Source organism: Citrobacter sp. 21OH12SH02A-Citro (assembly GCF_027919895.1).
In the GTDB taxonomy this organism is placed as follows: domain Bacteria; phylum Pseudomonadota; class Gammaproteobacteria; order Enterobacterales; family Enterobacteriaceae; genus Citrobacter; species Citrobacter braakii.
In genome coordinates, this window is the sequence record NZ_CP114801.1 from 1,191,943 (window position 1) to 1,218,515 (window position 26,573).

The following is a 26,573-nucleotide window of genomic DNA, read 5'->3' on the forward strand; positions in this document are numbered from 1 at the left end:
CCAAATGAAATTTTGTGGGCCAGTGGCGGTCGGGGCGCTCCAGGCTCAAATGCCGGAATGGGGGTGAGCCCGGAGGGCTCTCAACAAATAAGAATACAGAACTATGCACCAGGTGGTGTACCGGAGAACTGTTTTTGGTGGGCAATTGGCTGGTAATAAGGTGAACTAAAATGAAATATAAATATTTTGAAGGGCTGTTTTATCCTGAAGATGGCAGCTATGAGTCAATACCTACTGGCGCGATAGACGTATCAGAGGATGAGTACAGAAAAGCAATGGGCCGCGCACCCGGCTCCACATTTTCAGTCGATGACTCCGGAATTGTTTCTGTCATTCCTGTGCCAGAACCGACGAGAGAACAATATATTGCTCAGGCTGAGGCGCATAAACAATTCTTGCTGGAGGAGTCCAGGCAGAAGATTACCGTCTGGCAAACCAAGCTACTGATGGGGCGTAAGCTAACGGATGATGAATCCGCCAGCCTTAACGCCTGGATGGACTATATCGATGCGGTGACAGCAATAGATACCAGCGCCGCACCCGGTATCGAATGGCCTACACCTCCGGGGGAACAGGCCAGTTAATCTCTGGCGCGCTGGAGGTATCCACCGCCTCCAGTTTTTTAACATAAGCTCGCCACTCAATGAGTTTTGCCTTGTCTACATCACTAATGCTGCCCAGCAGCAGGTCTGTCTGCCACCCTCTGGTAACTTCTGATGCTTCAGCGAGAAGCTGGGATTTTTGTTGCTCAGCCGCTGCAATTGCCGAGGCTTTAATTTCTTCTGCCGTTGGTGGTGGAATCTCTTCCCAGGACGGGAGGCCATCATCACCGGCAACCCGACGCTTTCCATCCAGAGGCGTAACACAAAACTCTTCAAAAATAGATTTCTCAACAGAAACCACATCAGCAGGTGCTGACGTGCTATCAGCGAACCAGAATGCGTTCTGTTCTGAGCTATAAACGAAAGTGTGCATCAGATAGTCCCCACCACAACCCAGTTAAAGTTAGTAGACTGAGCGACAAATTTACCGTCACTGCCACGATATGAAGATGATTTAGCGAGAAATGAAGACGCTGTGGAAACTTGTGCACCATATACCGTGAAGAAGTCATACACCCCTCCATTCCCCGCCCAGTTTCCCGATAGCCCTTCAATCACCACAGGGACATACGCTGACATTGCGACGGGAAGAGAGACAATGGCACCGCCATTTGCATCGGTATTGCTGTTCCCCCATTGGATACACATCCTGTTTGGGAATCGGTAAATATTGACCCCACCGGATACAGAGAATACGAAAGAAGACATATCAGGTATCTGGTTTGCCCCGGTCCCAACATCCCGTTTTGCCGCTTCTCCCAATTGAACGTTTAAGAAAATGCAGTTTTACAGTCTGACTGGCATCATTTGGGCTTTTGCATTAGGGAAAGTGAATGCTGGTTGGGTATGTGCGTGTATCAACAAATGAGCAAAACACGGCGCTGCAGCGTGACGCGCTGGAACGGTCAGGATGTGAGCTGATTTTTGAAGATAAAATGAGCGGTAAAACGTCAGAACGTCCAGGGTTAAAAAAGCTGCTTAAAACCCTGTCGCCGGGGGACACGCTGGTTGTCTGGAAGCTTGATCGACTTGGGCGCAGTATGCGGCATCTGGTGGTTCTCGTTGAGGAGCTGCGGCAGCGGGCTGTTAATTTCCGCAGTTTGACGGATAGCATTGATACCTCGACACCCATGGGGCGATTTTTTTTCCACATCATGGGCGCCCTGGCTGAAATGGAACGTGAACTGATTGTGGAAAGAACCCGTGCGGGATTGGCTGCAGCAAGGGCGCAGGGGAGAATCGGTGGGCGCCGTCCAAAGTTGTCGCCGGAACAATGGGCGCAGGCAGGGCGGCTACTGGCTGCAGGTGAAACACGTCAGCGCGTGGCTCTGCTTTTCGATGTGGGTATTTCCACGCTGTATAAGAAATTTCCCGCCAGCCAGCCAGGCTGAAAACCCTGTTATTGTGTCAGTGATGGCACAGGCAGAAACACGTGCGCCGTGTGCGTATCAACCAGAACATAAGGCATCCCTGTCAACCGGAGATAATGCCTTATGGCTCAGGATTACCACCACGGGGTGCGCGTTGTTGAAGTCAACGAGGGCACCCGATCTATCACCACGGTGAGCACCGCTATCGTGGGCATGGTCTGCACCGGCGATGATGCTGATGCGTCCGTGTTTCCTCTCAATAAGCCGGTTCTTCTGACCGATGTGCTGACCGCCAGCGGCAAAGCGGGTGAGTCCGGCACGCTGGCCCGTTCGCTGGATGCGATTGCAGACCAGGCTAAACCCGTGACCGTTGTTGTGCGCGTGGCGCAGGGCGAAACCGAAGCGGAAACCACCTCCAATATTATCGGTGGTGTCACGTCTGACGGTAAAAAAACGGGTATGAAAGCGCTGCTTTCTGCGCAGTCGCAGCTGAAAGTTAAGCCGCGTATTCTCGGCGTGCCTGGGCACGACACGCAGGCGGTTGCGACTGAGCTGATGAGTGTGGCGCAGAGCCTGCGCGGGTTTGCCTACCTGTCCGCCTATGGTTGTAAGACGGTGGAGGAAGCCATTGCTTACCGGGACAATTTCAGCCAGCGAGAGGGGATGCTGATATGGCCTGATTTCATCAACTTTGACACCGTTCTGAAAGCCGATGCGACGGCTTACGCCTCCGCCCGTGCGCTCGGTTTGCGCGCCAAAATCGACGAACAGACCGGATGGCACAAAACCCTGTCCAACGTGGGTGTGAACGGCGTTACCGGCATTTCCGCTGATGTGTTCTGGGATCTGCAGGACCCGGCAACGGACGCGGGACTGCTGAACCAGAACGACGTCACCACGTTGATCTGCAAAGACGGCTTCCGCTTCTGGGGTTCTCGCTGCCTCAGTGACGATCCCTTGTTTGCGTTTGAGAACTACACCCGCACGGCGCAGGTGCTGGCTGACACGATTGCAGAGGGGCATATGTGGGCGGTGGATAAGCCACTGAATCCGTCACTGGCCCGCGACATTATCGAAGGTATTCGCGCCAAATTACGCAGCCTGGTAAATCAGGGATACCTCATCGGGGCTGACTGCTGGCTGGATGAGTCAGTGAACGATAAAGACTCCCTGAAAGCCGGGAAGCTCACCATCGACTACGACTACACGCCTGTGCCGCCGCTTGAAAATCTGATGCTGCGCCAGCGCATCACCGATCGCTACCTGGTCGATTTTGCCAGCCGCGTCAGCGCATAAGGGGGATACATGGCATTACCACGCAAGTTAAAACACCTGAACCTGTTCAACGACGGGAACAACTGGCAGGGGATCGTTGAGTCCCTGACTCTGCCGAAATTCACCCGCAAGTTTGAGAAGTATCGCGGCGGCGGTATGCCGGGCGCGGTGGATGTGGATATGGGGCTGGATGACGGCGCACTGGACACGGAATTTTCAATCGGCGGCACCGAACTGTTGTTATTCAAGCAGATGGGCAAGGCAACCGTTGACGGCATCCAGCTGCGTTTCACCGGCTCTATTCAGCGTGACGATACCGGCGAAGTGCAGGCCATTGAGCTGGTTGTGCGCGGGCGTCATAAAGAAGTGGATTCCGGCGAGTGGAAAACCGGCGAGAGCAGCACCACCAAAGTCAGCAGCACCAACAGCTACGCGAAGCTGACCATTAACGGCGAAGTGCTCTATGAGGTTGATCTGGTCAACATGATTGAAATCGTTGACGGCGTGGACCTGATGGAAGCACACCGTAACGCCCTTGGCCTCTGATTTAACTTAACGGCGCGGTGATCCGCGCCAGTATCTGATTAACAGGAAACGAACATGAGCGACAAGCTGACTGAAAAAACCGTACAACTGGATACGCCAATCATGCGCGGTAAAACCCAAATCACCGAAATTGTGCTGCGTAAGCCGCAGTCCGGTGCGCTGCGCGGCACCCGCCTGCAGGCCATTATGGATATGGACGTGGGGGCCATGATGACAGTGATCCCGCGTATTTCCACCCCAACGCTGACCGCACAGGAAATGGCTGAACTGGACCCCGCCGATCTCACCGCACTGTCGGTAGAGGTGGTCACTTTTTTGTTGAAGAAGTCGGTACTTGCCGGTTTACCGACAGCCTGACGGTAGATGATTTGGTGGCAGATATTGCCACCATTTTTCACTGGCCGCCCTCTGTCACTGACGTTATGCCGCTGACCGAAGTGCTGGAATGGCGGTATAAAGCGATACAGAGAAGCGGAGCCAGCGATGAGCGATAACAACCTGCGCCTGCAGGTCATTCTGAGCGCGGTGGATAAACTCACCCGCCCATTCCGTTCTGCGCAGGCCAGCTCTAAGGAGCTGGCAGCCGCAATCCAACAAAGCCGTGCCAGCCTTAAAGCGCTTGATTCACAGGCCGCCCGTATCGACGGATTCCGCAAGGTCCGCACCCAGCTTGAGGGAGCAAAAAACGATCTTACAGCTGCGCGTCAGAAAGTGTCTGAACTGGCGAATGAGTTTGCTGCAGCCAGCAATCCCACGAAAAAACAGGCGAAGGAGCTGGAGCAGGCAAAACGTCGGGCCAGCCAGCTAAAAGATACCTTCGACGGGCTGCGGCAGTCAGCCCAGCGGCAACGCGAAGAATTAAGTGCTGCAGGTATCAACACTAAAAACCTGAGTTCCGCCCAGCGCACGCTGCGGCAGAATGCCGATGAAGCCAGGCAGGCGCTAGACCGCCAGCAGAAATCACTCAAACGCCTGGGTGAACAGCAGGCGCGGATCAATGCTGTCCGTGAGCAGTATTCCCGCCGTCTTGAGGTCCGTGATCGCATTGCGGGTGCCGGGGCGACTACGGCAGCCGCCGGTGCTGCGATGGGAGCGCCGGTTGTGGCTGCGGTCAGGAGTTACGCCAGCATGGAAGATGCCATGAAAGGTGTGGCGAAACAGGTTAACGGACTGCGTGACGACAACGGCAACCGCACAAAGCAATTTTATGAAATGCAGGACGCCATCAAAGCTGCCAGTGAGCAGCTGCCGATGGAGAACGGCGCGATTGACTACGCGGCATTGGTTGAGGGTGGCGCCCGCATGGGCGTGACCAATCAGGATGATCCCTTTGAGGACCAGAAGCGCGATTTGCTGGCCTTTGCCTCAACTGCAGCGAAAGCAGCAACCGCTTTTGAACTGCCTGCAGATGAACTGGCGGAAGGGTTAGGGAAAATTGCGCAGCTGTATAAAGTACCGACGCGCAATATTGAGCAACTGGGCGATGCGCTGAACTACCTGGACGATAATGCCATGTCAAAGGGCGGGGATATTATCAACGTCCTGCAGCGCATGGGCGGCGTGGCTGACCGCCTCGACTTCCGCAAAGCGGCGGCGCTGGGTTCAACCTTCCTTTCTCTGGGCGCAGCGCCTGAAATTGCCGCCAGTGCTTCAAATGCCATGGTGCGTGAACTTTCCATTGCCACCATGCAAAGCAAACGCTTTTTTGAAGGTATGGACCTGCTGAAACTTAATCCAGAAGAGATTGAAAAGCAGATGACCACGGATGCCATGGGCACTATTCAGCGCGTACTGGAGAAGGTCAACAAGCTGCCGCAGGATAAGCGCCTGTCTGCAATGACGATGATTTTTGGCAAAGAGTTTGGCGATGATGCCGCAAAACTGGCAAACAACCTGCCGGAGCTGCAGCGCCAGCTGAAACTCACTGCAGGCAGCGATGCTAATGGCTCCATGCAGAAAGAATCCGACATCAACAAGGATTCATTGTCTGCGCAGTGGTTGCTGGTTAAGACGGGCGCGCAAAACGCTTTCAGTAGCCTGGGGGAAACGCTGCGCCAGCCGCTGATGGATATCATGAGCTTGGTTAAAGGCGTGACCGGGGCGCTGCGGCGCTGGGTTGAGCAGAATCCCGTGCTGGCTGGCACGCTGATGAAAGTGGCTGCGGCGACGGCGGCGATCACTGTCGGGCTGGGTACGCTGGCGGTGGCGGTGGCTGCAGTGCTGGGGCCGATTGCGGTGATCCGGTTCGCGCTGTCGATGCTGGCGGTTAAGGCGTTACCGTCCACCGCTGCTGCAGCGACCCGCACGGGCGGAGTGCTGCGTTTACTGGTTTCCGGCCCGCTGGCAGTGCTGCGCGTGGCGCTGTTTTCTGTGGGTAGTCTGCTTGGCGCGCTGTTGAGTCCGATCGGTCTGGTGGTGGCTGCGCTGGCTGGGGTGGCGATGGTGGTCTGGAAATACTGGCAGCCTATCAGCGCCTTTCTGGGTGGCGTGGTGGAAGGGTTCAAAGCGGCGGCAGCGCCTATCCTGTCAGCCTTCACTCCGCTAATGCCTATTTTTCAGTGGGTAGGAGATAAGGTCCGGGAGTTGTGGGGCTGGTTTACCGACTTGCTGACGCCAGTTAAATCGACGGCGGCAGAGCTGCAGAGTGCGGCATCAATGGGGCGTTTGTTCGGTGAAATGGTGGCGGAAGGGCTGAACATGGCGCTGCATCCGCTGGAATCTCTGAAATCCGGTGTGATCTGGTTGCTGGATAAACTTGGTCTGGTTAACAAAGAGGCCGCCAGCGCCAGGCTGCCAAATCAGACGCCTGCCACAGTGGGCGGTAACGGCAGCGTGATATTGCCGCCTGGCGGGTTCCCGGCTTATGCGGGGATGTATGACACCGGCGGTAATATCCCGCGCGGGCAGTTTGGCATCGTGGGGGAGAACGGCCCGGAGATTATCAACGGCCCGGTAAACGTAACCAGCAGGCGACGCACAGCGGCGCTGGCCTCGGTGGTTGCCGGGATGATGGGGGTGGCTGCGGCGCCGGTCGATGCGGCACCGCTTCATCCGTTTAGCCTGCCGGTAAAAGCAGGCGCCGCAATGATGGGCCAGAGCGCAAGCGTACAGCCGGTTATCCGTGTGGACGCCCCCACGCAGATTATTATCCAGGCGCAGCCAGGACAGAATGCGCAGGACATTGCGCGAGAGGTGGCGCGACAGCTCGATGAGCGTGACCGCCGGATCAGGGCGAAGGCCCGGAGTAACTACAGCGATCAGGGGGGCTATGACTCATGATGATGGTGCTGGGATTATTTGTTTTCGAGCTGCGCACGGTCCCTTATCAGGAACTGCAGTATCAGCGCAGCTGGCGCCATGCGACAAACAGCCGCGTAAATCGCCGCGCCACCACGCAATTTCTGGGGCCGGATAATGACACGCTGACGCTATCCGGGGTGCTGTTGCCGGAAATTACCGGCGGCAGGCTGTCCATGCTGGCGCTGGAACAGATGGCGGAGCTGGGCAAGGCGTGGCCCCTGATCGAGGGCAGCGGCACGATTTATGGCATGTATGTGATCGAGGGGCTGAACCAGACGAAAGCAGAGTTTTTCCGGGACGGGATGCCGCGCCGCATTGAGTTCTCATTGTCACTGAAAAGGGTGGATGAGTCGCTGGCGGATATGTTCGGCAGCCTGAGTGACCAGCTCAGCAACCTGCAGGACTCTGCTGCCTCTGCGATTGAGGGGATTAAAAACACGGCTGGAGGATTGCTGCAGTGAACTTTAATTCTGATCTCCTGAATCTGAACAGCAAAAGCCCGGCTTTCAGTATCGTCATTGAAGGTAAGGACGTGACGACCGTGCTGGATACCCGCCTGATGAGTCTGACGCTGACGGATAACCGGGGCTTTGAAGCGGACCAGCTTGATCTGGAGCTGGACGACGCCGACGGGCTGATCGCCCTGCCGCGACGTGGGGCAGTGATTCAGCTGGCGCTGGGCTGGAAAGGCCAGCCGCTTTTCCCTAAAGGGGCTTTTACCGTGGATGAAATTGAACACCGCGGTGCCCCTGACCGACTGACCATCCGGGCGCGTAGCGCAGATTTCCGTGAAACCCTCAATACACGGCGCGAAAAATCATGGCATCAGACAACGGTGGGGGAGGTGGTAAAGGAAATCGCCGCCCGGCATAACCTCAAAATGGCGCTGGGTAAAGACCTGACGGATAAGGCGCTGGATCATCTGGACCAGACCAATGAAAGCGATGCAAGTTTTCTGATGAAACTGGCGAGACAGTATGGGGCGATTGCTTCCGTTAAGGACGGGAATCTGCTGTTTATCCGGCAGGGACAGGGAAGAACGGCGAGCGGCAAGCCGCTGCCGGTTATCACCATAACGCGCAAAGCCGGTGACGGTCATCGGTTCACCCTTGCTGATCGTGGTGCCTATACCGGTGTTATTGCCAGCTGGTTGCATACGCGTGAACCCAGGAAAAAAGAGACAACCAGTGTTAAGCGTCGTCGAAAGAAAACCACCACACCCAAAGAGCCGGAAGCAAAACAGGGCGATTATCTGGTGGGAACGGATGAAAATGTGCTGGTTCTTAATCGTACCTACGCCAACCGGAGCAATGCAGAGCGCGCAGCAAAAATGCAGTGGGAACGTCTGCAGCGTGGGGTTGCTTCATTTTCCCTGCAGCTCGCTGAGGGGCGGGCTGATCTCTATACGGAAATGCCGGTGAAGGTTACAGGGTTTAAGCAGCCAATCGATGATGCAGAATGGACCATTACCACCCTGACGCATTCTGTCAGCCCGGATAATGGATTTACGACCAGCATAGAGCTTGAAGTAAAGATTGATGATTTAGAAATGGAATAAATAAGTTCTTAATATTGATTCTTTGTGTATCATTATTGAGATTTTAACGGTGGCGGAGAAGAAAAAAATGATGAATTGCCCAAAGTGTGGACATGCGGCGCACACCCGGAGCAGTTTTCAGGTTACTGATAGCACGAAGGAGCGTTACTGCCAGTGCCAGAACATTAATTGCGGCAGCACATTTGTCACCCATGAAACGGTTGTACGATTTATCGTTACGCCGACAATAATCAATAATGCCCCGCCACACCCTACGCCAGGTGGTCAAGGGCACATGAATTTTTAAAACAAGAACCTGCTGCGGCAGGTTTTTTTATACATCAGGAATTTCACCCGTTTCTATAAAATGCACAAAACTTTCTTCATCAATGATGATCGTACCCTTCATGCGTGCAGCATTTACTTTGGAAGGACCTGCATTGTATCCGCAACAGAGCATCTGCAGATTTTGAGTAACTGAACTTCTCACTGTCAGGCTGTTAGCCTCGGCAACTTCAATCAAACGCTCTTTATCCGCCTTTTTGAAACCTGTAAAACAGATGTCAAAAGTTAGAGTTTTAGGCTTGGTCGCTTTGGTTAGATGGATGTAATTTTCTGGTAGAAAGGACAGACAGGCTTGCTGTGCTTCATCAGCAGATGTGCATTCTTGAAGTATTCTATCTTTACGAAATGTTCTTATTGAATGAGCTGATTGGCATATACCCTGAATGTAGTTATCGCTGTGGCTAACACTGCTTATTGAATGGGCACCAATGCGCGCATTCGCATTGATGTAAACAAAGTGCATTTCTTCCATGTGAATCACCTTTATTACACAAACGGATAAGACGTTAATGAACGGTGGGCAATTTGGCTGCCGCCATTTTGCCGCCACAGCCAAACAAAAAGGGGTTACGTTTGCACGTAACCCCTTGTTTTATTTGGTGGAGCTGGCGGGAGTTGAACCCGCGTCCGAAATTCCTACATCCTCGGTACTACATGCTTAGTCAGTCTTTACATTCGCCTGGCACCTGCGGACAGACACGCCACTACCAGACTAGCCTGATTAGATTTAACGCTTCAACCCCAGGCAGGGCCTCCACGCGATCTCTTTTGGGTTTGACCTCTCTTTGATCCCCGTCTTAAGAGCGGAAGCTAGGGAGAGAGGGCTCAGAGCAGGTTATTAAGCTGCTAAAGCGTAGTTTTCGTCGTTTGCGACTATTTTTTTGCGGCTTTTTACGAGGCCAACCGCCCCTCGGCATGCACCTTGGGTTTCGCGAATCCCGTCGAATCCAGAATCAGCCCCAATGTGTTAGAGCAAGTATAACAGACTTGTGACACGCGTGACCAGCCCCCGCAACCCCTAATCCTCAAGGATTTACCGCTCACGCAGCGCTTCTTTTGCGCGATTAAACGGTTTGATTAAATAGTCGACGATGGTTTTTTCACCTGTTTTTATATCCACTGTGGCAATCATTCCCGGTACGATGGAGAAATGGCGTCCCAGTTTGTTCTGTAAGAAGTCCTGATGGGTGCGGATAAACACGCGGTAGTAGAATATTTCCGGTTTCACTTTGTCCTGAATAGTATCCGGGGAAATAGTTTCGACTACGCCTTCCAGACCGCCGTAAATCGCGTAGTCATAAGCGGTTATCTTCACCAGCGCCCGCTGGCCGGGGTGGATGAACGCGATATCGCGCGGAGACAGGCGGGTTTCAATCAGCAGATGATCGTCCAGCGGTACAATCTCCATCATCTCGCCATTGGGCGGGATAACGCCGCCAATGGTAGTGACCTGGATGTTTTTCACAATACCGCGCATCGGCGCGCGCACGGTCAGGCGGGTGACGGAATCCTCGCGTCCTTTCAAAATAGCCGCCAGCATATCCACTTCGGCATTGGCTTTTGACAGCGCTTCCCGCGCCTGCACGAAGTATTGTGAGCGCAGATCGGTGATTTTTAATCCTAAATCGCTTTTTTGTCGTTGCAGACGCAGCACTTCAACGTGGCTGGCGGCACCACTTTTTTCCAGCCGTTGGGTTATGGCCAGCTCTTTATTTACCGAGACCAGCGCATCCTGCAGTTCTGCCATAGAATCAGCGAGCTGCGCGCGACGGCTTTTATACAAGCGCGTTTCGGAGGCGATGAGATCCGGCCAGGCGCGTAGTGAAGCAGGAAAAATGAGCGGCAGATCGTTAACTTCGGCATTGAGCCTTGCGCTGGAAGCCAGTGAGGCGCGATAGCGGGCGGCGCTCTCCCCAACGTTGGACTCAGAGCGAGTGGGGTCGAGGCGCGCGACAATCTGATTAGCCTGTACTTTATCTCCTTCGCGTACCGTGAGCTCGGCGAGAATACCGCCATCCAGCGACTGCAAGACCTGCTCGCGCGAGCTGGGGATTACTTTCCCGCTGCCGGTCGAGACTTCATCCAGCTTGCCGAAATACGCCCAGATACCCAGGACGGCAAACAGCAGTGTGCTGAGCAGAATAATGCGGCTGGCCCCGGAGAAACGGCGCTCGCGGCGGATATCGAGGTCGTCCATGGCAGCGTCATGCGGATTGGTTTTCATTTTTCCACTCCCGACCGTGAGTAGGGGCTGGTGCCCGGCTCGCATTCAGCGCCTGCGCTTTCGGGGCATCCATGACCAGTTGACCTTCTTTTAACACCACTACGCGCTCGACCAGCTCCAGAACCGGCACGCGATGGGTGGCGACAATCAATGTTCGGTTGCCCAGCCACTGGTTCAGGCGCTGAATAAACTCTCGTTCGGTATGTTCATCCAGCGAGGCGCTGGGTTCGTCGAGCAGCACGATATTGGGCGATCGCAGCAGCATTCTTGCCAGCAGGATCGACTGCCGTTGTCCACCGGACAGACCGTTGCCGCCCTCCATAATGGGGTGTGCCAGCCCTTTGGCGAGTTGTTTAACGAAAGCCGCCGCGCCGCTGACCTCCAGCGCTTCGAAGATCTGCGCGTCGCTGGCATGCGGTGCGCCGAGGGTCAGGTTCTCGCGCAGGGTACCGAAAAACAGCCGCGCATTCTGACTGAGAAAACCGATATTGCGGCGTAAATCGGCCATATCGATCTGCGCCAGGCTCAGGTTATCGAGTCGGACATCGCCCTGGATAATCTCCACGCCGCCCGCCATGGCCTGTAGCAGCGTTGATTTCCCGGCGCCGTTACGCCCGAGGATCGCCACCCGTTCGCCGGGCATGACCTCCAGACGTGAGATGCGCAGCGGAACGCGTTGATCGTCGCTGTGGTAGCGAAAGTGCGCGTTTTCAAACAGATAATGGCCGTGAAAAATCTCCTGATGCACACGGTCTTCATCGTACTGCGTTTCGGTGGGAAGCTGCATGATGCTGTCTAACCCCATCTTCGCCGCCTTGACCTGCTGCCAGCGGGCCAGCACGCCGCACAGGTTCGCCATCGGGGCAATCATTCTGGAACCGAGCATCGACGCGGCCACCACCGCCCCGGTGGTCATTGTGCCTTCAATGACCATCGGCGCGCCGAACATAATGATGGCGGCGTAGACCAGGCTTTGTACCGACATGCCCCAGCCAATCAGCCCCTGAGTCAGCTTGCGCGTGCGCAGCCCGGACTCTCCGGTAATACGGATGTAGCTGTTCCACTGCTGTAAAAAGCGGTTTTCCGCCTGCATCAGCTTGATATCTTCCAGCCCCTGAACGCTCTCGACCAGCACCGCGTTGCGCAGGGTGGATTCATGCGCTGCCTGGTTGGCGAGTACCGCCAGTTTCTTCTGTAACAGCAAACCAGGCAGGATCATCAGCAGGGCCGCGACGGGGGCTATCCACGCCAGCGGCGGGGCGATAAAGGCCAGCACCACGATAAACAAAAAGAAAAACGGTAGATCGACAATCGTCGACAGGGTCGAGGAGGTGATCATCTCGCGAACCTGTTCCAGCTCGCGCAGTTGAGAAATAAAGCTCCCCGTCGAGCGGGGAACGGCGCTGTTGCGCAGCCGCAATGCGTGGCTGAACACGCGATCGGAAATGCGCATATCAGCGCGTTTGCCGAGCAGGTCCATTATGTGGGTACGCGCTTCGCGCAGCAAAAAGCCAAACAGCACCGCCACCAGAACGCCGGTGGAGAGAACATACAGCGTTGGATAAGACTGGGCGGGGATCACCCGATCATAGACCTGCATCGAAAAGATAATCCCGGCAAGCGACAGGACGTTAATCAGAAAGGCGGCAACCATGACCGGCAGGTAAGGGCGGATGTCCTGTAACACCAGTTCGCGCATCCAGTCGGGCCTGAAGCGCGAAATATAGCGGTCTACCCGACTGTCCTTCAGCGCTGACAGCGGGCGCAGCGCAGTAATGCTCACGAGCTCCGGCAGAAGTTCTGCAACTGTGAGTCGGTTACGCTGGCCCTCTTCGGCGATGATAAAAACATCCAACGCATCTTCACCGTTGAAATGTTCTATCACCATCAGTTGGCCGTCGCGCAGTTCTGCCACCACCGGCAGACGCCACTGGCCGAACGCCTGCGTGGCGGTATCCAGCGCATGAAATGACAGCCCCGCCTGACGCGCCAGCTGCGACAGGGCCATAGCTCGGCTTTTTCCCGCAAACCACGGGGCGTTGGCCTGGATTGCACCGGGCGAACAGGCAACGCGATAGTGGCTGGCAATATGCGTCATTGCCTGCGCCCACTGGCTCAGGGCGTGTTCGCCAATCGCATCTTCCGCATGTGTATCGACGTCGCTCATAGCTTTATCTCCACCGATTGAATACTGCGGTTATTTAAGGCGAACGCCTGGCGAAGCGATCCGGTGTTATAGAGGCAGTTCAACTGGAGCTGGCGCAGCTGGTTTTGAGTCTGGAGTTCAGCAAAACGGGCCTGATATACCTCCTGCTCGGCGTTAAGCACATCGAGCAGTGGGCGTGACCCGAGGTCCAGATACTGCTGTTGATAAAGCTCGCGCGTTTGTTCACTCAGCCGTTGCTGGCGACGCAGGATCTGCAGGGCAGTGGCGAGGCTCATCGCCTGGCTGCGGGATTCCAGTAATTTCTGCCGCACTTCAAGTCGGGTACGCTGGATGGAGAACTGTGCAGACTCTACCGCGTGACTGGCGGCGTTGCGTCTGGCGGTAAGTCCGCCCCCCTGATACAGCGGCATCTCGACTTTTACCCACGTGGAGTACTGGGTTTTGTCGAGCACCTCATGGCTGGGGTATTTGTCGTTGAGATAGTGCTGAACCGACGGCTCCAGGGAGATAGTGGGCGTCATCTGCGCGTTGGCGTAATCGAGATTTGCCTGGGCCACATTCGCCTGCGCCCATGCCGCCAGCACCGCAGGAACCAGCTTATCGTCCGGTTTGACCACATCACAACTGCTGTCCAGTTTGACCGGAAATTCGTTGCTGATGCCGTTAAGCGAGTTCCAGCCGAGGAAGCTCATCAGCGTTGCCTTGCTGCTGTCGAGATTGGCCTGATACTGCGCCAACTGAGAACGTGCAGACTCGATACGCGCATCGGTTTGCACCACGTCGGATAGCGAGGTTGCCCCTTCATCATTGCGTTGACGGGTCAGCCGACCAATACCGTTCAAGGCGCTGAGCTGCTCTTCGGCGGCGTCCACCATTTGCTGCCACGTCTGCACCTGGACTATCGCGTTGGCGGTTGCGTGGGCGATGGTATCAATACTGAGTAACACATTCGCCTGCTGTTGTGCGGATCCGGCGGTTTCAGCACGGACCTGGCTTGCCACTTTGCCGAAGTCGTACAGCATTTGCGACACTGAAATAACCAGAGCCGGGCTAAAGCCGTGATCGGTGTAAGTATTGCTGTAACCGTTATTTATCCCGGCAGAAACCTGCGGGTAATATTTTGATTTCGCCACATCGATCTGCTCATTTTGTGAGAGCAGTTTGCCGATGGATTCACGAATAGAAGGATGCCAGCTCACGGCGCGACTCACTGCGTCGTTGAGCGTCAGGCTGCCGGGGGCGGCGGCGCTCAGCGGCAGATCGGCAACTGCGCCGTCCAGCGAGGGCAGCATCTGGCTGGTGGCCAGGCCTTCCGGCGTAATAATTTGCGGTTCATCTTCGGCATTCACCCGCAGGGTACAGAGCGTTAATGCCAGCAGTAAGGCAACAGGCGCGACATTTCTCATAGTTTATCCCTTACAAAATACGGCAGCGACGACTGTTATTGCCCCGGACGTCATGGCATCCGGGGCTGTAGTTATGGCGCTTTAACGTTATGCGTTAGCTTCAGGGCACAATGTGATTTTGTTGCACCAGCTCATCGAGCGTGGTGTGTACGTTCTCCAGCGTTATGAGATTGGTTGAGTGATAAGTGTTGCCCGTACCGTCGCGGTCGATGGCAATCACCGTGTTGTTACCGCTGGTGGTCACGGTGAGGTAGTTGCCGAGCGTAGCGTTCTGCCCGTTCCAGCCCACCAGCAGGTCGCCGATATCGATTTTGTCACCCTGGGCCAGCGAGAAGTTGGTCCAGGTATCGGTAGGTCCAACGCCAACATTGCCAACGTTACCACCGGTAGCGTCGTTGGCGTTGAGCAGGTGATAAATCAGCGTATCGCCGTAGACACTGCCGGTAAAACGATCGGCATCTACGGTGCTTACAACCTGCGGATTCATGTTGATGGTCAACGTAGCGGTATCGGTATGCCCATTCTGATCGTTTAGGGTGTAAGTAAATGTCTCTTTGGTGAGGATGGTGGAAAGTGAGACATCGCTGTTGAGGGCGTAGGTGTAATGACCATCAATGCCAATGGTCAGTTTGCCGTACAACCCGTTAATGATGGCGCTGGTCGTGCTGCTCAGCGGATCCAGCGTGGCGGTGCTACCGCCCGTGCCGCTCACCGTCAGCAAGGTATGCACGCTGGCAATATGGTCCCCGTCATAAATGTTGCCGGCGACGCTGTTTGCCGCGGACGTTTCGACGTTCTGCAGGTCGATTATCGTGCCTTTCACGCTAGGGGTGATGGTGATATTCCCCAGCCCTAAAGCCCCGACGCTGCCGGTGTAATCGAGTCGATAGTTACCGGGGTGCAACATGATCCCCAGGGCAATATCGATATTGCCGCCAATAAGCAATCCACCGTTGAATGAGTTACTGGCAACCTTGACGTTGTTGCTGTCATACAGCGCCCAGGTGACGGTCAGTCCGCCCAGCGTCAGACCTGAAGCAACGTTAAAATGCAGTATGGCGTTTTGCACCGCCGTTCCCGTCGCGACCTCAATGACGCCAGTGCCATTTTGTGAGGTGGGAGAAAGGAGTTGGGCGTTCCAACTGGCGTTCCCGACGCTGTTGTCAGCAAACAATCTGGAGGTGTCCGCCTGCGTGGTGACCGCCATCGTGCTACTGATGTCATTTACGGCGTCCAGCGGCTGCGGCGTTGGTTTGATATTCAGCGAGGCGCTGCCGGTATCGCCGTTTGGTGCCCTGACCTTATACACGAAGCTGTCCGGGGTGTTGATACCGTCTGCACCCAGTCCGCTTCTTAGCGTGTAGGTGTAGTTCCCCTTCGCATCGATAGTCAGCGTGCCGTACTGTCCATTAATAGTGGTAGTGCCCGTCCCGTTAACGACAATACCGTTTACTTCGGTGATAACGGTATTGGCCGGAGCCGAGTCGTTGACCAGCAGATTGCCATTGGTTGTCGCACTCAGGCTGTCGACGGCGTAGGTGTGATCGGCCTGAATATTCAGGGTATAGCTGGTCAGCAGCGTCAGGCCGCCGGAAGCGTTAAGTAGGAACAGATAATCGCCACCCGGTAGCGTAATGGTATACGCTGACGAACTTCCGCCCAGTAGGGCAGTGACCCAGTTTGGCTGTACCCGGTACTGCTCATACTGCTGAATTGACTCGTTGAAGCGATAAACATAGAGATCGAAGCCGCCAAGAGTCACGCCGAGAACATTAGCCTGTACGGTCAGCGTGCGGGTTGCGCCATCGTCAACGTTGAACTTAATCGGGTTAGTCAGACCGTTGACCAGACTGACGTCCAGCACATTGCCGAGTCCGACGCTGGCGAGCGTGAAGCCGGTTTGTTGTGATGGCAAGTGGTCAACCGCGATGACCTGCGTTCCGTAAGTCAGCACTGCTGCATCGTCTGCCGCGGTTACCGTGCTGGCGGTTGGGGCCTGACCGAGCGTTACCACCAGTTTTGCCGAGGAGTGATCGCTGCCATGCGTCAGCGTATAGGTGAAGCTTTCGGAGCGCCCATACACCGAGATTGACGTATTGGTCAGGGTATAGGTGTAGCTACCGTTCTGATTGATATGCAGAATACCGTATTTCCCTTGCACATCAATGCCGCCCGCCGGGATATTCACGACGTTGCCGTTACCGTCGGTGATGGCGGTGACCAATGTGCCGGAAGGCGCATTATCCTGCCCGTTGGCGGGATCGGTATCCGTAATGATGTTCCCGGATTCCGTGGTACCGCCGATGATGGTCCCTGCGCTGGCTTTCACCACCGAGACATCAAGGCTGGTGTATGCCCCGGTCGCCAGCAGGTTGGTGTTGTAGCTGACCACGCGGTAATCACCGCCAGTCAGCCCGCTGTAATTGAGCGTTACGCCCGAGGCGCCCAGGGTGAGCAGGCTGGCGAAGTCTGGTTTCCCGGTATCCACCACTGTTACCCAGGCATTCAGCCCGGTGTCAAAGCGCTGGATAACGACTTCAAGCGTGTTTAGCAGTGACAGCACCACGCCGGTCGCGGCGGCGTTGATCGTAATGGACCCGCTGCCGCCAGAAGCGATGCTGAAATTAACGCTTGCCGTATCGTTCCCCAACACGTTGGCGACATTCCCCAACGCATTAACCAGCAGGAAACCATAATCGCTTTGATGATCGGTGCTGACGATAACATCGGTTTGTAGCGGCAGACTGGTGACGTTGTCTTCAGCCAGCAGTGGCAATACCGGTGCGATAGCGCTTGTCGGCGATGAGGTATTGCCCGCCGCATCGGTCGCCGTGGCGGACAGCGACTGGCCTTCAATTTGGCGAACCGGCAGGTTGACGCTGTAGACACCGCTGCTGTTGGCGATTGCCGTCACGCTGGTGCCGCCGGGCAGGGAGATAGTGACCGTGCTTCCCGCTTCGGCGACGCCGCTGACGGTGCCGCCATCGGCGCTGATCAGTATCGTTGGCGCGGTCGGTGGCGTGGTGTCCACAATCACGCTGAACGAGCTGGACAATCCGCTTGCGCCGTTGGCGTTTGTTGCAGTGGCGGTAAACGCGTGGTTACCTTCGCTGAGCGCCCCGGATGGGGTAAAGCTCCAGATCCCGTTACCGTCTGCGGTCGTGGTACCCATGAGCACGCCGTTGTTGTACAGGCTGACGATGGCGTTAGCCTGCGCCGTTCCGCTGAGCGTTGGCAGCGTATCATTGGTGGTTTTGCCCGCCGCGACGGGCCCCGTGATCGTACCGACGTCATCAAGTACGCTGGCAATAACCGGCGCAGGCGGTACGCCAGTAAACGGTGTCAGAACGTTACCCGCCGTGCCGATGTTGCCTGCGGCATCTTGGGCGCTGACCTGCAGCGTTTGCCCACTGATTTGCGGTGGGTTCAGCGTGAAGGTGAAATTACCGGAGGCGTTGGCGGTTGCCGTGCCGAGCACCGTTCCACCGCTGGAGGTAATAATGACCGTGCTGTTTGGCTCGGCAACGCCGGTGAGCGTGGTACCGTTGGCGTTTACCGCCAGCCCTGTAGGAATGCCCGGGGCGACGGTATCGACCACGATCGCTGCCGCAGACGATATGCCACTGGTATTACCCGCACTGTCCGTTGCGGTGATGGTAAAGGAGTGGGTACCTTGTGCCAGCGCGGTGGTTGGGGTGTAACTCCAGTTACCGCTGCCGTCCGCCGTCACGCTGATGACAAAGCTGCCGTTATCGTAAATATCGACCCGCGCGTTGGCTTCTGTGGTGCCGTTTAACGTTGGGCGTGCATCGTTGGTTGGCTGATTAGCGCCAATCGCCCCGGTGTTTGGCCCGACGTCGTCAATAATGCTGCTGATTGAAGGCCGCGTCGGCGCCGTGGTGTCGACCACCACGCTAAAGCCTGCCGTCGCACTGCTGGTGTTGCCCGCCGCATCAGTCGCGGTGACGGTGAAGGTGTGCGATCCATTCGTCAGCGGCGTAGTTGGGGTAAACGACCAACTGTTATTACTTTGCACCAGCGCCGTACCCAGCAGGGTGCTTCCATCATAGATGCTGACGGTGCTGCCTGCCTCGGCGGTACCGTTCAGCGTCGGGCGCGCATCGTTGGTCAGTTGTCCGTTGTTGAGCGCCGCATTGAACACGCCGCCTGCGATATCATCCACCACTGAGACCAGCAGCGGGGCGGATGGCGCAATGGTGTCGACATTAATAATAAACCCGCCGGAGGTGGGACTTACGTTTCCGGCGGCATCGGTGGCGATAGTGGTAAACACATGCTGACCGTTACCCAGCGCGGCAGGCAGATATTCCCAGGTGCCGTCTATCGCCGCAGTTACCGTTGCCAGCAGCGTGCCATTATCGTAAATGGCTACCCGGGCACCGGCTTCCGCCGAGCCGTTGAGTACGGGACGGGTGTCGTTGGTAAAGGCCCCGCTCGACAGCGTTCCGGTTCCCGGCTGCACGTCATCAAAAGCCTGGATAATCGTTGGTGCAAGCGGGGCGACGGTATCAACAACGATGTTAAATCCAGCGGACGTGGGGCTGACGTTTCCGGCAGCGTCGGTGGCTGTCACTGTCAGCGCGTGGTTACCGTTGCCAAGCTCGGTTCCTGGCGTGAAGCTCCAGGCGCCCGTGCCATCCGCTGAGGTAAAGCCGATAAACGATCCGTTATCGTAAACTCTTACCGTGGCATTGGCTTCAGCCGTGCCGCTAAGCGTCGGGAGTGGATCGTTCGTGGCCTGACCGTTGTTCAGATTACCGATCAGCGGGCCGACATCATCTGCAACCTGAGTAATCGCTGGCGTACCAGGCAACACGGTATCCACGATAAGCGTGAAGCTATTGGATGGCTGGCTGGTATTACCGGCGCTGTCGGTGGCGGTGACGGTCAGCGTATGCGGGCCGTTACTGAGTGCATCCGTTGGGGTTAAGCTCCAGGTGCCGTTAGCCCCAACGGTGGTGGTGCCGATGGGCTGACCATCGCTCAGGACGGTAATGGTCGCGCCAATTTCACCGGTGCCGCTCAGGGCCGGACGGGATTCATTCGTGGTCTGCCCGTTGGTTATCGGGCCTGTTGTCGGTGCGGTGCTGTCCTGAACTGAGCTGATGACCGGGATTGACGGGGCAACTGAGTCCAGCTCAATAGTAAACGATGATGATACTCCGCCGGAGTTACCTGCCTGATCGGTGGCAACGGTAGTGAATATATGTTGTCCCTGTCCCAGCGGTGCATCCGGTGTGAAGCGCCAGTTGCCTGACTCGTCCACCTGCGCTGTACCGATGGCGACGCCGTTATCACGGATCGTGATGATGGTACCGATCTCGCCTTTGCCGTTCAGCGTAGGCTGCGCATCGTTCGTCAGTTGTCCGTTGGTCAGCGCTGTATTGCCTGGCTGATCGTCAATTACGGAGGTAATGGTCGGTGCTGCTGGCGGCAGCGTGTCGACGACAACCACAAACGGCGGCGTTGCCGGGCTGATATTGCCCGCGGCATCTGTGACGGTGGCAGTCAGCGAGTGGCTGCCTTCACCGAGGGCAGGCGCAGGCGTAAAGCTCCAGTTGCCGTTTTCATCGCTGATGGTTGTGCCGATGACCGCCCCGTTGTCGCGGATGGTAACAAGCGAATCCGCCTCGGTAACGCCAGCAAGCGTTGGAGTATTATCGTTGGTCAACTGCCCGGAGGTCAGGGTCTGAATCGCACCAACGTTGTCCGTGACTGTCACAATAGAGGGGGCATTCGGCACCAGGGTATCGACAATGATCTGGAAATCACCGGATGGATCTCCCTGGTTGCCTGCGGCATCTGTTGCGCGAGCGGTAAAGATATGGTCGCCTTCTCCCAGCGGAGCGGTCGGGGTAAAACTCCAGAATCCGTTGCTGTTTACCGTGGTAGTGGCATAAGCGATGCCATTATCGTAAAGGGTGATGGTTGCCCCCGCTTCGCCGGTTCCGTTAAACGTTGGGCGTGAATCGTTGGTAATTTGCCCTTTATCCAACGATCCGGTGCCGGGGGCAATATCGTCAATAATGCTGGTGATAGTTGGCACCTGCGGGGGCGTGGTGTCGATGGTGATTGCGTAGTTGGGCGACAGACCACTTGGGGTACCGTCCACCGTTTGTGAAACCGTGAAGTTATAGGTAATGCCGTTAGTCAGCGCAGTGGGTAGCTGATAACTCCATGCGCCAGACACGGCATCGGCGGTTACCGTGGCGATGGATGCGCCATTTTGATAGATAGTCACCGATGCCCCAGCAGTGGCCGTCCCTTGCAGCAGCGGTAAGGTGTCGTTGGTGGTTTTACCGTTGCCAATCACCCCCATGATGGGCGCGATGTCATCAACGATCTCAAGAGTCGGTGGATGCGGAACGCTGGAGGTAGCGGCGTTAAACGTTGTAGGGTCGCTTTGATTTCCGGCGGGGTCCTGAGCGATGGCATTGAGCGCCTGACCGGTTGTTTGCGCTGGCGAAATGGTGACAGCAAAGTTACCAGAACCGTCTGCCACCCCCTGGCCGAGAATGGTGTTACCGCTGCGAATAATCACGGTGCTGCCTTCTTCGGCCGTACCGCTTACCAGCGTCCCGTTAGGATCTACGCTGGTAACCGTAGGCGTTGCAGGCGGCTGGGTATCGACAATCAACGTCAGCGGGTTATCTGCAGCCAGTGAGTTACCTGCGGCATCCACTGCGCCGAACGTCAGTGTGTGAGTGACGTTCGGCGTGAGGGGAACATCCACACTCCAGGTGCCGTTCGCGGCCACGGTGGCAGTAGCAACAGGATTACTACCCTCATAAATAAGCACGGTACTGCCAGGTGTGCCGGTCCCGCTAATGGTCGGGGAGGTATCGTCCGTGACGCTGCCACTGGTTAGCGAACCGGTAAAGATTCCAACGTTATCCTGGATATCCGTTACCTGCGGCAACGTCAGCTTCGTGTTGTTAACCGTAAACGAAATACTGTTTGAATTGTCGCTGATGTTACCTGCCGCATCGGTTGCGGTAGCGCTTAACGTGTAGCTTCCGTTCGCCAGCGCAGTCCCTGGCGTAATACTCCAGGTTCCGCCAGCCACCGTTGTAGTACCGATTACCGTCCCCCCGTTATACAGGGTGATGGTATCCCCGTCTGTGCCAGTACCGCGAATGGTTGGCGTGGTGTCATCAGTTACGGCATCTGGCGCAAGGTCGCCCGTGACATCACCGACATTATCGTTGGCGGCGATGATCACCGGTGGTGCAGACGGCGTCGTGTCGATGTTCAGTGTTATGGCGTTAGATGGCAGGTTGACGTTGCCTGCTGGATCGGTTGCGGTGAGAGTTACCTGATAACTACCAGGAGCAACCGGTGCTGACGGAGTGAAGCTCCAGTTACCGTCTGCACCTACTGTTGTTGTTCCCTGCAATGGGGGAGTACCGGCAAGATAGAGGGTAATCAGATCCCCGACGTTCCCCGTGCCGCTAAAGGTTGGCGTGGTGTCATTGGTATTGCCATTAGTGACCACACCCGTTACCGGAGCCACATCGTCGGTAATGATTGGCGCGGCTGGTTGTGCGGGAGGCGTATTGTCTACTGTCAGAGTAAAGCTTGCCGACGGGATCCCCGTGTTGCCCGCGACGTCAGTCGCCGTGGCGGTAAATTTATGCGGCCCGTCGGCGAGTGAGGTTGGGGTAAATGTCCAGGTGCCGTCTGGCTGTACGGTGACGGTGCCAATAGAACCGCCATTATCATAAATCGTAATCTTCGCGCCGGGCTCGCCGGTTCCGGAGAGTTCGGGATTCGAGCTCTTGGTACTGCTGCCGTTACTCAGCGTTTGTAGATTTGTCCCAATAAGACCTTCTGCAGAGCTGATAACCGGGGCAACTGGTGGGGTGGTATCAATCGTCAGCGTAAAGTTCCCGGCATTGCTGGCGTTGCCTGCAGCGTCCGTGGCGATAGCAGATAAATTGTGTGCGCCTTCACTGAGCGGTTGGCTGAGTTGAATACTCCAGGTGCCGGCGGGTAAAACCGTTGTGCTGCCAATTGGCGTGGAACCCTCATAGAGGGTGATTGTAGAACCGGCTATTCCGGTTCCTTTCAGCTCTGGTAAGGTATCGTTTGAACGGCTTCCGGAAGACAGATCGATCGGCGCATTCCCAACGTCGTCGGTGGCAGCCAAAATGACAGGATCGCCTGGCGGTTGAGTATCTACGGTAACGCTGACCACTGTGGGTGAGGTGATGACATTACCGGCGGCATCGGTTGCCGATACCGTAAACTGATGAGTGCGATCGCTGAGCACCTGATTTCCCGGAACGGTATAGCTCCAGGTGCCTGAACTGTCGACAAGAATAACCGTCATCAACAGACTGCCATCGTACAGGCTCACCAGTGAACCTGGTTCACCGGTACCCGAGAGGGTTGGCGTGTTATCGTTGGTGACCCAACCGTTATTTGCAACGTTGCCCGTAATGCTGCCAACATCATCGTTAACCAACGTTATTACTGGAACGGTTGGGGCGATGCTATCGACAATAATTTTCCAACTGGCCGCGCTGCTGGTGTTGTTGGCAGCGTCTGTTGCCGTCACCGTAAATACGTGCGCGCCCTGGCTTAGTGCTGCGGTGGGCGTATAGTTCCAGTTACCGTTGTTATCAGCGGTAACGGTCGCAAGCAGGGTGCCATTATCATAAATTTTGACCCGCGAACCTGCTTCGGCGATGCCTTCAATTTTCGGTTTATCGTCGTTGGTTAACCCATTGTTATTGATGGGGGCAGTGAAATCGTCAACATCATCAGTAACGGCAATAATAACTGGCTGGTTTGGTGCAGTGATATCCGGAGCCAACGCGGAGGTAGGCTGACTCTCGTTATTGCTGCTGTCCGTTGCGGTGACTTTTACCGTTTCGCCGTTCTTTTGCGACGGCGCTATAGACACGGTGAAATTGCCGCCGCTGTCAGCCTGGCCTATGCCAATCGGGTTACCGTTGCTGTCTTTAACGGTGACGGTGCTTCCCGCTTCAGCATGTCCGCTTACAGAACCGCCGTCTCCGGCGACGGTGACGCCGGTTGGCGCATCAGGTGCCGTGGTGTCCGGTGCGTTGACAGAGGCGTCGTTGCCCTTGTTGCCTGCGGTGTCGGTCGCATTTGCCGTAAGGGTCTCGCCGTTGGTTTGCGGCGGAACCAGCGTTGCGGTGAAATCCCCATCCGTATCGGCAGTTGCCGTACCAATGATATTGCCATCTGGATCCAGAATATTGACCGTACTGTTGGGTTCGGCCTTGCCGGTGACCTGGTCGCCAGTGCCATTAACTAGCAGGTTTGTTGGGGGCTGTGGCGCGGTAATGTCTGGTGCAAGCGCTGTTTCAGGCAGGCTTGGGTTTCCTGCCGGATCGGTTGCGATGGCTTCAATGGTTTCGCCATTGGTCTGTGGTGGGTTAATGGTGATGGTAAATGAGCCGTCCGTTCCGGCGACGCCGCTGCCGATCTGAGTTCCGCCACTGCCGGTGATAACCACGGTATTGCCTGGATCGGTCGTTCCGGTGACGACAGTCCCATCCGCAGATACGTTGAGATCATCAGGTGGCGACGGTGGCTGGGTGTCGATGTTGATATTGAACGCTGGTGACATACCTCCTGTACCTGACTGGTTTGTCGCGGTGGCGGTGAAGGCGTGTAGCTCATCTGATAACGGGGAGCTGGAAGTCCATGTCCAGTTACCGTTACCGTCAGCCAGTACGCTGTCGATAATTGTGCCGTTGTCGTAAATAGTCACCGTGCTGTTGGCGTCGGCAGTGCCAGAGAGCGTGGGGGTATTATCGTTGGTGGCCTGATTATTGCTCAATGGTCCGGTTGAGGGGGCAAAATCATCCATTATGCTGACGATAACAGGCACGCCCGGGTAGCCAGAGTTGGTGGCATTGAAAGAGGTATCTGGCCCGATGTTGCCTGCCTGGTCCTGAATTTTCGCGATCAGCGCTTCACCGTGCGTCTGTGAGGGCGAAATCGCGATGACGAAATTGCCGGTTTGACCGACCGTAGTTGAACCCAAAACCTGATTATTACTGCCGATGATAATGACCAGGCTTCCCGCCTCAGCGCGACCAGTTACCTCGGTACCTTCTGGATTAACGGAGGAAATGACTGCGGCTGCAGGCGGGGTGGTATCAACGGTGAATGTCGGCACGCGCGTTTCCGCGCTCACGTTACCCGCGGCGTCAGTTTGCGTCAGCGTCAGATTGTGAACACCATCGCTGAGCGGAATGTCTGGTGTAAATGTCCAGTTCCCATTGTCATCCACCCGGACCATGCCGATCAGAATGCCGTTATCAGAAATGCTGATGAAACTACCTACTTCGCCTGTACCAGTGAGCGTCGGCGTAGCATCGTCGGTTACGCCGTTATTGGCGATAAAGCCGGTAATGGAACCGACATTGTCGGTTTCCTGAGTGACCACGGGGGCGTCGGGGGCAAGCGAATCGACAATAATTTCCCAACTGTCCGACATGCCACTGCTGCCCGTACCGTCTGAAGCGCTGACGGTAAACTGGTGCGTGCCGTCTGCCAGAGGAGAGGATGGCGTAAACGACCAGTTGCCGTTGGCATCGATTGTCACCTGGCCTATTTCGACGCCGTTATCAAAAATATGTAATGTGGCATTCGCGGGGCCGGTGCCCTGGAGTGTCGGCGTATTATCGTTGGTGGATTCCTGCTGATTGACAGGGCCAGTAATCAGGTCCTGGTTATCGATTATGCTGGTGATAACGGGTACGTCAGGCCTGTTAGGGGTTGTCGTTGGCGGTGTGCCGCCATCACCGTCACCGTCGCCATCACCGTCGCCATTACCGTTACCGTTACCGTTACCTTCGCCGTTGCCACCGTTGCCATTGCCGCCGCTACCATTGCCGTTCCCGGCATTACCGTTTCCAGCGTTATTATCGCTCCCACCGCCGCCGCCGCCGCCACCCGCAGCGAGGCCAATCCCGCCAGCGACAGCGATCCCGCCAAGAACCCACGGCCAGACGGCGCCGCCTTCATGACTGCCTTCGGCCGTCATCAGCGGTGTGAGATCGTCCAGGTGCTGGAAATGGAATGCTCCGTCAGTATCCTGAACCCACCACAGTGCGCCATTACTGTCCTCCAGAACAAGTTGGTTTTGCGCTTCGCCTTTTCCGAGGTAGAAATTTTTAATGGTGATGGTTTCACCTGAGCGGAGTGTGACAACCAGATCCTGATTAACGCGCGTGAGTTGACTCACCTCCTCACGCGACACAGACAGTTTCACGATAGAAGGTGAACTGAGCGTAACTTCAGAGGCTTCAACATTTGTGGAAACGCCAGTTAATTTTGATACAACGGCGAGTAGACGCATATGTTCACTCCTGATGGCATGCCGGGAGTATTAATCCGCAACAGCGCGCTGGGAAAATGAGCAGACAGGGGCTCCGTTCATCATAAAGATGAATTTACACATGTAATTTCATTGATTAGGTCACATAGATGTTAGTTTATTGATTAAATACGTCTGGGCCCTTTCGGCTGAATAGTTCTTTCGTATTAGATGATATAGTCAGAAAGAAAGTATTCTGCAACTTATCCATATTAAAAAAGTAATTAGTCATTTGAAAAGGATACTTTCCAGTTTGCTTTTAACGGTTGTTTTCATGGCAACTAATTGTATTTAAATGATTTTGTTTTTATTGAAATGAATGTCAATATAATAAACAATAGTAATAATAGTGTTATTAAATAAATGGAAATATGAATGCTATGGTCTTGAACTTTTATATTATTGGACTATAGACCGCAAC

At 55.7% G+C, this 26,573-nt stretch carries 17 protein-coding genes, 1 other RNA gene and 1 pseudogene; 10 read left to right on the plus strand and 9 right to left on the minus strand.

Going from position 1 to position 26,573, the window contains the following annotated elements:
* Positions 1-170: 170 nt before the first annotated feature.
* On the plus strand, positions 171-584 hold the full coding sequence (locus O6D90_RS05775) for a tail fiber assembly protein (RefSeq protein ID WP_181636254.1): 414 nt from the start codon (positions 171-173) through the stop codon (positions 582-584).
* On the opposite strand, the gene O6D90_RS05780 is transcribed toward O6D90_RS05775, so the two are convergent.
* From O6D90_RS05780 to O6D90_RS05790, 3 genes and pseudogenes are all read right to left on the minus strand, one after another.
* Complete coding sequence (locus O6D90_RS05780) at positions 556-975, minus strand: tail fiber assembly protein (RefSeq protein ID WP_271143272.1); 420 nt, start codon at positions 973-975, stop codon at positions 556-558. The genes O6D90_RS05775 and O6D90_RS05780 overlap by 29 nt on opposite strands.
* On the minus strand, positions 975-1,250 hold the full coding sequence (locus O6D90_RS05785; protein ID WP_170975059.1) for a hypothetical protein: 276 nt from the start codon (positions 1,248-1,250) through the stop codon (positions 975-977). Before O6D90_RS05785 ends, O6D90_RS05780 begins: the two co-directional genes overlap by 1 nt.
* 48 nt (positions 1,251-1,298) lie before the next feature.
* A pseudogene (locus O6D90_RS05790) lies at positions 1,299-1,382 on the minus strand (gp53-like domain-containing protein); the annotation flags it as partial.
* Between the two features lie 53 nt (positions 1,383-1,435).
* Here O6D90_RS05790 and O6D90_RS05795 point away from each other — a divergent pair.
* The 9 genes from O6D90_RS05795 (at position 1,436) to O6D90_RS05835 (ending at position 8,937) form a co-directional block, all read left to right on the plus strand.
* Entirely contained in the window at positions 1,436-1,993 is a 558-nt protein-coding gene (locus tag O6D90_RS05795) for a recombinase family protein (RefSeq protein ID WP_040234046.1), read from the plus strand.
* Positions 1,994-2,095: 102 nt separating this feature from the next.
* Positions 2,096-3,268, plus strand: coding sequence for a phage tail sheath protein (locus tag O6D90_RS05800; protein ID WP_181498501.1), 1,173 nt, complete (start codon positions 2,096-2,098; stop codon positions 3,266-3,268).
* 9 nt (positions 3,269-3,277) lie between these two features.
* Positions 3,278-3,793 carry a phage major tail tube protein gene (locus tag O6D90_RS05805; protein ID WP_016150797.1) on the plus strand — a complete coding sequence of 172 codons (516 nt, stop codon included), beginning with the start codon at positions 3,278-3,280 and terminating at the stop codon, positions 3,791-3,793.
* 54 nt (positions 3,794-3,847) lie between these two features.
* Positions 3,848-4,150, plus strand: a complete 303-nt coding sequence (locus tag O6D90_RS05810) for a phage tail assembly protein (protein WP_001744189.1) — start codon at positions 3,848-3,850, stop codon at positions 4,148-4,150.
* Positions 4,151-4,164: 14 nt separating this feature from the next.
* A complete protein-coding gene (locus O6D90_RS05815) occupies positions 4,165-4,287 on the plus strand; it encodes a GpE family phage tail protein (protein ID WP_032300013.1) in 123 nt (40 codons plus the stop codon).
* Positions 4,277-7,072: a phage tail tape measure protein gene (locus O6D90_RS05820; protein WP_271143273.1), complete on the plus strand. Its 2,796-nt coding sequence runs from the start codon at positions 4,277-4,279 to the stop codon at positions 7,070-7,072. The genes O6D90_RS05815 and O6D90_RS05820 overlap by 11 nt, the downstream gene beginning before the upstream one ends.
* A complete protein-coding gene (locus tag O6D90_RS05825; RefSeq protein ID WP_040233918.1) occupies positions 7,069-7,554 on the plus strand; it encodes a phage tail protein in 486 nt (161 codons plus the stop codon). The genes O6D90_RS05820 and O6D90_RS05825 overlap by 4 nt, the downstream gene beginning before the upstream one ends.
* Positions 7,551-8,651, plus strand: coding sequence for a phage late control D family protein (locus O6D90_RS05830; RefSeq protein WP_271143274.1), 1,101 nt, complete (start codon positions 7,551-7,553; stop codon positions 8,649-8,651). The genes O6D90_RS05825 and O6D90_RS05830 overlap by 4 nt, the downstream gene beginning before the upstream one ends.
* A 67-nt stretch (positions 8,652-8,718) precedes the next feature.
* The gene (locus O6D90_RS05835; RefSeq protein ID WP_023184674.1) at positions 8,719-8,937 is read left to right on the plus strand and encodes an ogr/Delta-like zinc finger family protein; all 219 of its coding nucleotides are present in this window, start codon (positions 8,719-8,721) and stop codon (positions 8,935-8,937) included.
* Positions 8,938-8,964: 27 nt separating this feature from the next.
* Here the strand turns inward: O6D90_RS05835 and O6D90_RS05840 are convergent, their stop codons facing one another.
* From O6D90_RS05840 to O6D90_RS05865, 6 genes are all read right to left on the minus strand, one after another.
* Positions 8,965-9,447 (minus strand): hypothetical protein, encoded by a 483-nt coding sequence (locus tag O6D90_RS05840; protein ID WP_271143275.1) that lies wholly within the window; start codon positions 9,445-9,447, stop codon positions 8,965-8,967.
* A gap of 125 nt (positions 9,448-9,572) precedes the next feature.
* Positions 9,573-9,936, minus strand: a transfer-messenger RNA (tmRNA) gene (gene ssrA / locus O6D90_RS05845).
* A 72-nt stretch (positions 9,937-10,008) separates the two neighbouring features.
* The gene (locus tag O6D90_RS05850) at positions 10,009-11,172 is read right to left on the minus strand and encodes an HlyD family efflux transporter periplasmic adaptor subunit (protein WP_088583165.1); all 1,164 of its coding nucleotides are present in this window, start codon (positions 11,170-11,172) and stop codon (positions 10,009-10,011) included.
* 7 nt (positions 11,173-11,179) lie between these two features.
* Positions 11,180-13,366: a type I secretion system permease/ATPase gene (locus O6D90_RS05855; protein WP_016157192.1), complete on the minus strand. Its 2,187-nt coding sequence runs from the start codon at positions 13,364-13,366 to the stop codon at positions 11,180-11,182.
* The gene (locus O6D90_RS05860; RefSeq protein ID WP_088583054.1) at positions 13,363-14,772 is read right to left on the minus strand and encodes a TolC family outer membrane protein; all 1,410 of its coding nucleotides are present in this window, start codon (positions 14,770-14,772) and stop codon (positions 13,363-13,365) included. Before O6D90_RS05860 ends, O6D90_RS05855 begins: the two co-directional genes overlap by 4 nt.
* 100 nt (positions 14,773-14,872) lie before the next feature.
* On the minus strand, positions 14,873-26,134 hold the full coding sequence (locus O6D90_RS05865; protein ID WP_271143276.1) for a BapA/Bap/LapF family large adhesin: 11,262 nt from the start codon (positions 26,132-26,134) through the stop codon (positions 14,873-14,875).
* Between the last annotated feature and the right edge of the window lie 439 nt (positions 26,135-26,573).